The 8,007-nt window shown below is 40.8% G+C and carries 2 protein-coding genes and 4 tRNA genes; all 6 read right to left on the minus strand.

Annotated elements, in window-relative coordinates:
* Nucleotides 1–15: 15 nt before the first annotated feature.
* Entirely contained in the window at nt 16–3,678 is a 3,663-nt protein-coding gene (gene rpoC, locus ESZ47_RS06770) for a DNA-directed RNA polymerase subunit beta' (protein WP_148605965.1), read from the minus strand.
* A gap of 23 nt (nt 3,679–3,701) precedes the next feature.
* Nucleotides 3,702–7,310, minus strand: coding sequence for a DNA-directed RNA polymerase subunit beta (gene rpoB / locus ESZ47_RS06775; protein ID WP_148605966.1), 3,609 nt, complete (start codon nt 7,308–7,310; stop codon nt 3,702–3,704).
* Between the two features lie 249 nt (nt 7,311–7,559).
* Nucleotides 7,560–7,643, minus strand: a tRNA-Leu gene (locus tag ESZ47_RS06780).
* A gap of 26 nt (nt 7,644–7,669) precedes the next feature.
* Nucleotides 7,670–7,742, minus strand: a tRNA-His gene (locus ESZ47_RS06785).
* Between the two features lie 2 nt (nt 7,743–7,744).
* A tRNA-Trp gene (locus ESZ47_RS06790) sits at nt 7,745–7,818 on the minus strand.
* Between the two features lie 95 nt (nt 7,819–7,913).
* Nucleotides 7,914–7,987 (minus strand) — tRNA-Asp (locus ESZ47_RS06795).
* Nucleotides 7,988–8,007: the final 20 nt, after the last annotated feature.

Below are 8,007 nucleotides of genomic sequence, written 5' to 3' on the forward strand. Positions count from 1 at the left end.
AGTGTTTTAAAATTTTTAGTTATCAAATGTTTTTGCCACATCATCTAACTTTGGGATATCGGAAGCTTCTTCAGTTTCAGTTTCCGGTTGTGCTACTACACTACCAACAACTTTACTCTTAATCTTACGATATTCTGACATACCTGTTCCGGCAGGAATAATCTTACCAATGATGACGTTCTCTTTCAAGCCAACAAGTGGATCATTCTTACCGCGAATAGCAGCATCCGTCAACACACGTGTTGTCTCTTGGAATGATGCAGCAGATAAGAATGAATTCGTTTCAAGGGCAGCCTTAGTAATACCTAACAAAACAGGGCGGGCAGTTGCAGGCACTAATCCTTCGAACAAAGCTGGTTCATTAGCTCGCTTAAAGTCAGCAATGTCCATTAATGTTCCTGGCAACAAATCAGTTTGTCCTGGATCCATGATACGTACTTTACGCAACATCTGACGTATCATAACTTCAATATGTTTATCAGAAACTTCAATACCTTGCAAACGGTAAACCTTTTGAATTTCTGTCAACATGTATGATTCTGTTCGCAACGTGTCTGTAACAGCCAACAATTCCTTTGGATCAATTGGTCCTTCATTGATAGCATCACCACGCTGAATTTCATCACCTTCGCCAAAACGCATACGGGCCGTTAAAGGCAATGTATAGGTACGTGTATCAGTTTCACCTTCGATTGTAACAGCCTTTGTACGTTCAGCAGGGTTTTCTTCAATCGCTACAACAATTCCTGTAACTTCAGAAATTTCTGCACGTCCCTTAGGAATACGGGCTTCAACAATTTCTTGCACACGAGGCAAACCTTGAGTAATATCGTTACCACCGGCAACACCACCCGTATGGAAATTACGCATTGTCAACTGTGTTCCTGGTTCTCCAATAGATTGCGCAGCAACGGTTCCAACAGCTTCACCGACTTCAACTTCTTCACCAGATGCTAAGTTGCGACCATAGTCAAGCACAGAAACACCGTGCTCTGTTGTTGATGTGAATACTGATCGGATAGTTACTTCATCAATACCAGCATTGATGATTTGTTTAGCAATATCTTCATCAATCATCTCATTACGTGCAACAATCTTTTCACCCGTTTCAGGGTTAAACACTGACTTCATTGCGTAACGTCCCAAAATACGATCATATAATGGTTCGACTACAGATGTACCATCCATAATCGCTTGAACAGCGACACCACGATCAGAATCATTATCAAATTCACGAACAATAACGTCTTGCGCCACATCAACTAATCGACGAGTTAAGTAACCTGAGTTAGCTGTCTTTAAGGCTGTATCTGACATTCCCTTACGAGCACCGTGAGTAGAAATAAACATTTCCATCACTGTCAATCCTTCACGGAAGTTAGCTGTAACAGGCAATTCAATAATTTTACCACCAGGGCCAGCCATCAAACCACGCATACCAGCTAATTGAACGAAGTTCGAAATGTTTCCTCGAGCACCTGAATCCTGCATCATGAAGATTGGGTTAGTTGGTTCGAACGATTCAATCAACTTGTCTTGGATAATATCTTTGGCTTTTGTCCAAATTTCTGTTACGCGTTGGTAGCGTTCTGCATCTGTTATCAAACCACGACGGAACTGTTTTGTTACCGTAGCAACTTGATTATGCGCATTTTCCAAGATAGCAGGTTTTTCTGCTAATTCCAGCACATCTGTCATAGATACTGTCAAACCTGATTCAGTAGATTTGTCATATCCTAGATCTTTCATTCGATCCAGCAACAATGATGTTTCCGTTACCTTATAACGCTTATAAACTTCAGCAATAATATCTGACAAGAATCCTTTTTTGAAAGGATTGACAATTGGTGTGTCTGCCAAATAATCATGAATATCTTCCCCAGCTTCAATGAAGAAATTATCATCAACTCGCTTAAAGTTATCTTCAGACGGCTCATTAATGTATGGGAAGTCTGATGGTAAGATTTCATTAAAGAATAACTTACCAACAGAAGTAATCATAATCTTTGCACGTTGTTCATCTGTAAATGGTTTTTCAGATGGGAAAGATGATGTTTGAATACCTACTCGTGTATGATAATGAACAACTTTACTTGCAAAAGCAATTCTTGCTTCGTCTACACTAGAGAAAATCATTCCTTCACCTTCACGACCAGCTTCTTCAGTCGTCAAGTAGTAGTTTCCAATAACCATATCCTGAGATGGAGCAACAATTGGTTTTCCATCCTTTGGTGCCAAAATATGTCCAGCAGCAAGCATCAACAAACGTGCTTCAGCTTGAGCTTCATCAGACAAAGGCACGTGAATAGCCATCTGATCACCGTCAAAGTCAGCGTTATACGCTTCTGTAACCAATGGATGCAAACGCATAGCTTTACCAGAAACTAGGACTGGCTCAAAGGCTTGAATTCCCAAACGATGAAGTGTAGGTGCGCGGTTCAAAAGAACCGGGTGCTCCTTGATAACATCTTCTAAGACATCCATTACATCGCCATCGGCTTTATCAATCTTACGTTTAGCAGATTTAACATTACCAGCCAGTTTACGTGTTGTTAATTCTTTCATGATGAATGGACGGAATAATTCAATAGCCATTGGCACAGGCAATCCCATTTGGTTCATCTTCAAGAAAGGTCCAACATCGATAACTGAACGACCAGAATAATCGACACGCTTACCAAGTAGGTTTTGACGGAAACGACCTTGCTTACCCTTCAACATATGTGAAAGTGATTTTAATGGACGGTTTCCCGGACCAGCAACTGGACGACCGCGACGACCATTATCAATCAAAGCATCAACAGCTTCTTGCAACATACGCTTTTCGTTTTGAACGATAATACCTGGCGCATTCAAGTCAAGCAAACGCTTTAAACGATTATTACGGTTAATCACACGACGATAAAGATCATTCAAATCTGAAGTTGCAAAACGGCCACCTTCTAGTTGCACCATCGGACGCAAGTCAGGAGGAATAATTGGAATAACATCCATTACCATCCATTCAGGCTTATTATCTGATTGGAGAAAGGCTTCAATAATGTCCAAGCGACGTACAGCACGTACACGCTTCTGTCCTGTTGCTTCTTGCAACTCGCGTTTTAGTTCATCAGCTTCTGTAGCTAAATCAACATTTGCAAGTAATTCCTTAATTGCTTCTGCACCCATGCCGGCTTTGAAACTAGCACCATATTCTCTTTTCAGTTGACGGTACTCACGTTCCGTCATCATTTGCTTCTTTTCAACAGGTGCGTCACCAGGTTCGATAACTACATAAGAGGCAAAGTAGATAATTTCTTCAAGTGAACGTGGTGACATGTCTAAGACAAGTCCCATACGTGAAGGAATACCCTTAAAGTACCAAATATGTGTAACAGGTGCAGCTAATTCGATATGACCCATACGTTCACGGCGAACTTTTGATGATGTTACTTCAACACCACAGCGGTCACAAACGATTCCCTTATATCGGATTCGCTTATATTTACCACAGGCGCATTCATAATCTTTTGTAGGTCCGAAAATACGTTCATCGAACAAGCCATCTTTTTCCGGCTTAAGTGTTCGATAGTTAATCGTTTCTGGCTTCTTTACTTCACCATAAGACCATGATCGAATCTTATCAGGAGAAGCCAAAGCGATTTGCATACTTTCGAATTTATTAACATCGATTGCCATCTATTTGCTGTTACCTTTCTAAATTATTTTTCTTCAAATGTTTGATTTTGTTCTTCAACCTTAGAAAAGGCTGCGGCAACTTCTTCATCGTCTTTATTTAACAAATCAGGATTTGTACGAGCTAGCTTTTCAAGTGCATCAACTGGCAAAATTGAATCATCTTCATCCATTTGACGTAACTCAACTTCATCCCCAGAACCGTCCAACACTTGCATATCCAAGCCAAGTGCTTGTAATTCTTTAACCAAAACACGGAATGATTCTGGCACACCAGGACGAGGAATAGGTTCACCCTTAATAATTGACTCATAAACTTTGACACGACCAGCAACATCATCTGACTTGTACGTCAAAATTTCTTGCAAGGTATAGGCAGCACCATAAGCTTCCAAAGCCCAAACTTCCATTTCACCGAAACGCTGTCCACCGAATTGTGCTTTACCACCCAAAGGCTGTTGTGTAACAAGTGAATATGGTCCAATTGAACGGGCATGAATCTTATCATCAACCATGTGGGCCAGTTTCATATAGTGCATAACACCGACACCAACACGCTTATCAAAAGCTTCACCAGTACGGCCATCATAGACAACCGACTTACCGTCTTGTGGTAATCCAGCTTCACGCAAAGCCATTTCAATTTCATCATCACTTGCCCCATCAAAGACAGGTGATGCAATATGAATACCAAGTTTCTTTGCTGCGAATCCTAAGTGCAATTCCAAAACCTGTCCAATGTTCATACGTGAAGGCACACCCATGGGTGACAAGAGAATATCGATAGGTGTTCCATCAGGCATATATGGCATATCTTCTTCTGGAACAACAACAGAAACAGTTCCCTTATTTCCATGACGGCCAGCCATCTTATCCCCAACTTGGATCTTACGTTTTTGTGCTATATAAACACGAACCATCATGTTGACGCCTGGTGCTAATTCATCACCATTTTCAGGTGTGTATATACGAACGTTTTGCACGACACCGCCACCACCATGAGGAACACGTAGTGATGTATCACGTACTTCACGAGCTTTTTCACCAAAAATGGCATGCAATAAACGTTCTTCAGCAGAAAGTTCAGTGACACCCTTAGGTGTTACTTTACCAACTAAGATATCACCATCGTGCACTTCAGCACCGACACGGATAATACCGTCCGCATCCAAATCCTTCAACTGATCTTCACCAGTGTTAGGAATTTCACGAGTCATTTCTTCCGGTCCAAGTTTTGTGTCTCGCGCTTCTGAATCGTATTCTTCGATGTGAATTGAAGTATAAACATCTTCACGAACCAAACGTTCATTTAAGACAATAGCATCTTCGAAGTTATATCCTTGCCAAGTCATGAAAGCAATTAAAGGATTTTGTCCCAAGGCTAATTCACCTTGTTCCATTGAAGGGCCATCTGCCAAAACCTCGTCGGCTTCAATATGCTCACCGACATGTACAATTGGCTTTTGGTTATAGTTTTTACCACCGTTTGAACGACGGAATTTCATCAATTCATAAGTATCTAATTGACCATCTTCACGACGAACACGGATTTGGCGACCATCCACATACTCAACTTCACCAGATGCGCGTGCAATCATCGCAACACCAGAATCGTGAGCTGCTTTATACTCAATTCCTGTTCCTACTAATGGTGAATGTGGATCAAGCAAAGGTACTGCCTGACGTTGCATGTTGGCACCCATCAAAGCACGGTTAGAATCATCGTTTTCCAAAAATGGGATGGCAGCTGTTCCAACAGAAACTACTTGTTTAGGCGAAACGTCCATATAATCAATGCGATCAATTGGTGTTTCAATGTTTTCCTCACCAAAACGAGCCATCACAGTTTTGTTAACAAAACTACCATCTTCATTTAGTGGTGAGTTGGCTTGCGCAACAATGTAGTTATCTTCTTCATCAGCTGTCAAATAATCAATCTTATCTGTAACCTCATGAGTTGTCCAATCAACTCGACGATAAGGTGTTTCTACGAAGCCATACTTATTAATACGACCATAAGTTGCCAATGAGTTAATCAAACCAATGTTAGGTCCTTCGGGTGTTTCAATAGGATCAATACGACCATAGTGTGTATAATGAACATCTCGAACTTCAACACCAGCACGATCACGAGTCAAACCACCAGGTCCAAGAGCTGACAAACGACGTTTGTGGTTCATTTCACCCAATGGGTTTGTCTGATCCATGAACTGTGACAACTGTGATGAGCCAAAAAACTCCTTAACAGCAGCAACAACAGGTCGAATGTTAATCAGTTGTTGTGGTGTAACTGTATTCGCGTCTTGAATAGACATACGTTCGCGAACAACACGTTCCATACGAGTCAAGCCAATACGGAATTGATTTTGCAACAACTCCCCTACAGAACGAATACGACGATTTCCTAAATGGTCAATATCATCAACATTTCCAACACCTTCTTGCAAATTCAAGAAATAGTTCATACCTGCCAAAATATCAGCTGGTCTAACTGTACGATCGTTTTCCTCAATATGACCATTACCAATTAATAGTAGCGTTTTTTCTGGGTTTTCAGGAGATTCTATCTTAATCTTTTGGAGTGTTACAGGTTCTTCCAGAACAGCATCACCAGATGGTGTATAGGTTGTTGTTTTGAAATCTTCACGATCCAAGAATGGTGCTAATTTTGAAATAACTTCCTTATCAACTAATGTTCCTTTTTCAGCAATAATCTCGCCAGAATCTGGATCGGCCAATGTTTCCGCCAATGTTTGATTTAATAGGCGAGTTTTAAGTGATAGCTTTTTATTAATTTTATAACGTCCAACAGAAGCTAAGTCATAACGCTTTGGATCAAAGAAACGAGCAACAAGCAATGCACGCGAGGAATCAGCAGTTTTGGGTTCACCCGGACGCAATCTTTCATAAATATCTTTCAATGCTTCTTCAACACGTGAATCAGACATGTCTTTATGAACATCTTTTTCTAATGTCATATTCAAAGCATCATACTGATCAGAAAAAATATCAATAATATCTGAATCAGAACCAAAACCAAGAGAACGTACTAATTCCGTCATTAATAATTTACGTGTACGATCAATACGAACGTTGGCGATACCTTTTGCATCTGTTTCATACTCTAACCATGCACCACGGTTTGGTATAACAGTCGTACCAAAATGTGGACGTCCGTTTTTATCAGTTGTTTGGTTATAGTAAATACCTGGAGAACGTACTAATTGAGAAACAATAACACGTTCGGCACCGTTGATAATAAATGTGCCTTGTTCTGTCATCAATGGGAAATCACCAAAGAAAACATCCTGTGATTTAATTTCACCAGTTTCGTGGTTCGTCAAACGTAATGTCACATGTAATGGTGCAGAATAGTTTGCATCATGTTCACGTGCTTCATCAATATTATATTTGGGTTCCATCAATTGATAATCAACATATTCCAAAGATAATGTACCTTGGAAATCATCAATTGGCATAATGTCGCCAAACATTTCTTTAATACCATCATTCAAAAACCATTGGTATGATGCCGTTTGAATTTCAATCAAATTCGGTACATCAAGCACTTCTTTGATGCTAGCATATGAACGACGAGTGCGGTGTTTACCGTATTTTACTAAATGTCCTACCACATTTATCACCTCATTTGTTTTTTACTGTGTTTTGATATTACAATATCATTACAAAACTAGGTATTATTCTAATTTCGTTCGCCAATAGGCACAAAAAAAGCAATCGCAGCTGTTTCCGCAGCGAACGTTGCCTCAATATACAGGGATTGCGGACAATATTTCGCAAAATTCCAATTTTATTCACAGTACTACAATACTCCATTATACAGGAAAACAAAAAAAAAGCAACCACAGTTGCTTAATTAATTATGCCGCCGGTGGGAGTCGAACCCACACGGTGTTGCCACCACTGGATTTTGAGTCCAGCGCGTCTGCCAATTCCGCCACAGCGGCATATATAAAAGCCCTAAAGCTTATAGGGCGGTAGAAGGGGATCGAACCCTCGCATGCTGGATCCACAAACCAGTGTGTTAACCACTTCACCACTACCGCCATGGCAGGGATAGAGGGAATCGAACCCCCATCAACGGTTTTGGAGACCGCTATTCTACCGTTTAACTATATCCCTATAACCTTAAAATCAGTCAATAGACTGAAATAACATGGTAAGGAATCGCACCTTACATTACACTGGCTGTACATGTTTGTCAGTATTACTAATAGCGGTCACAGCGGGGCTCGAACCCGCGATCTCCTGCGTGACAGGCAGGCGTCCTAACCAGCTAGACCATGCGACCAATGGACGCTACAGGGATCG

The sequence above is a fragment of the Leuconostoc litchii genome (assembly GCF_008107645.1).
Taxonomy (GTDB): domain Bacteria; phylum Bacillota; class Bacilli; order Lactobacillales; family Lactobacillaceae; genus Leuconostoc; species Leuconostoc litchii.